This window comes from Dysgonomonas mossii, assembly GCF_004569505.1.
Classification (GTDB): domain Bacteria; phylum Bacteroidota; class Bacteroidia; order Bacteroidales; family Dysgonomonadaceae; genus Dysgonomonas.
Genome location: NZ_SPPK01000045.1, coordinates 1 through 490 on the forward strand (window position 1 = coordinate 1; position 490 = coordinate 490).

The window sequence follows — 490 nt, forward strand, 5'->3', positions numbered from 1 at the left end:
GTGGTGGCCACCGGCCTGTCGCGCGCCAACGCGCGTCGCCAGCCGATCTCGGTGGTGCAGGGCGGCCTGCGCACCGGCACCGACAACCTCGCCTACCAGGTGCCGATCTCGGGCGCGACCGTGGGCGTGGCCAGCGGCCTCGTGGGCGGCGGCGCGGCTTCGCAGACCGACTACGGCAACATGGCGGTGCCCAGCGTCTGGCGCACCAACCGCACGCAGGCCGCGGCCCGCGTGGACGCGCTGTCCTCGGGCGGCATGGACGATCTCGAAATCCCCGCGTTCCTCCGCAAGCAGGCCGACTGATCGGCCCCCCTGGGGCTTGTCCTCGGGTCGCCGCTGGCCGCTCCGCTCCTTTCCGGGAGCCGGGCGGCCTTTTTGTTTCCGTTGGTGACCTCTGCGCTATGGAAGCCATAGCCATGGATGCGCACAGGGATGGGAGCCGCCACCTAAAATCGGCGGATGCTCCAGCAACGCACGATCAAGACCCCTG

The 490-nt window shown here is 70.6% G+C and carries 1 protein-coding gene; it reads left to right on the forward strand.

The genetic code is table 11. From position 1 onward, the window contains the following. Positions 1–303, forward strand: a 303-nt coding sequence (locus tag E4T88_RS18860; RefSeq protein ID WP_221411813.1) for a hypothetical protein, incomplete at its 5' end; no start/stop codon positions are given. Positions 304–490: the final 187 nt, after the last annotated feature.